This window comes from Alcaligenes endophyticus, assembly GCF_026344035.1.
GTDB lineage: Bacteria > Pseudomonadota > Gammaproteobacteria > Burkholderiales > Burkholderiaceae_B > Alcaligenes > Alcaligenes endophyticus.
Genome location: NZ_JAPKND010000018.1, coordinates 1 through 1,482 on the forward strand (window position 1 = coordinate 1; position 1,482 = coordinate 1,482).

General features: G+C 47.8%; 1 rRNA gene. It reads left to right on the forward strand.

The features are described from left to right. Window positions 1-283 precede the first annotated feature (283 nt). Window positions 284-1,482, forward strand: a 23S ribosomal RNA gene (locus tag OSH01_RS16460); the annotation flags it as partial.

Below are 1,482 nucleotides of genomic sequence, written 5' to 3' on the forward strand. Positions count from 1 at the left end.
ACGAAGCATATTTATCGGCAACGGTAACTATCCTTCGTTGGGTTAATCCCCACGAACTGTTCTTTAACAATTTGGAAGAAGCACAACAAAGTTGTATTCATGTATATCGTTAAGTTTATGCTTATCGATGTGAATGCACGGGTTGTGATTGCAAAACAAACAATTTTGTTCAATAAGTTCTCAAAAATATAGACGATGTACTCGTAAGAGTAGATCAGCTAAGGATTGTGAACGGCAACAAGCGTAAAACTCATATCAAATCTTATAGCCTTAAGTGTTATAGGATCAAGTGAATAAGTGCATATGATGGATGCCTTGGCGATTACAGGCGATGAAAGACGTGGTAGCCTGCGAAAAGCGGCGGGGAGCTGGCAAACAAGCTTTGATCCGCTGATGTCTGAATGGGGAAACCCACCGTAGCAATACGGTATCTCACACTGAATACATAGGTGTGTAGAGGCAAACCGAGTGAACTGAACCATCTCAGTAACTCGAGGAAAAGAAATCAACCGAGATTCCGGAAGTAGTGGCGAGCGAAACCGGAGCAGCCTGGACGTTTTAGCAATATAGATAGTCGAAGGAGATGGAAAGCTCCGCCGCAGCAGGTGATAGCCCTGTAGGCGAAATCTTTATTGTGGAACTAAGCGTCGAACAAGTAGGGCGGGACACGTGAAATCCTGTCTGAATATGGGGGGACCATCCTCCAAGGCTAAATACTCGTAATCGACCGATAGTGAACCAGTACCGTGAGGGAAAGGCGAAAAGAACCCCGGAAGGGGAGTGAAATAGATCCTGAAATCATATGCATACAAACAGTAGGAGCACCTTCGTGGTGTGACTGCGTACCTTTTGTATAATGGGTCAGCGACTTACATTCAGTGGCAAGCTTAACCGAATAGGGGAGGCGTAGCGAAAGCGAGTCCGAATAGGGCGATTCAGTCGCTGGGTGTAGACCCGAAACCAGGCGATCTATCCATGGCCAGGTTGAAGGCACGGTAACACGTGCTGGAGGACCGAACCCACTAATGTTGAAAAATTAGGGGATGAGCTGTGGATTGGAGTGAAAGGCTAAACAAGCCTGGAGATAGCTGGTTCTCTCCGAAAACTATTTAGGTAGTGCCTCACGTATTACTGTCGGGGGTAGAGCACTGTTATGGCTAGGGGGTCACAGCGACTTACCAAACCATGGCAAACTCCGAATACCGACAAGTACAGCGTGGGAGACAGAGCACCGGGTGCTAACGTCCGGACTCAAGAGGGAAACAACCCAGACCGCCAGCTAAGGTCCCTAACTATGGCTAAGTGGGAAACGAAGTGGGAAGGCATAGACAGTCAGGAGGTTGGCTTAGAAGCAGCCACCCTTTAAAGAAAGCGTAATAGCTCACTGATCGAGTCGTCCTGCGCGGAAGATGTAACGGGGCTAAGCCATAGACCGAAGCTGCGGATATGTGCGCTCTTTTAAGCGTACTAATATCACCACGC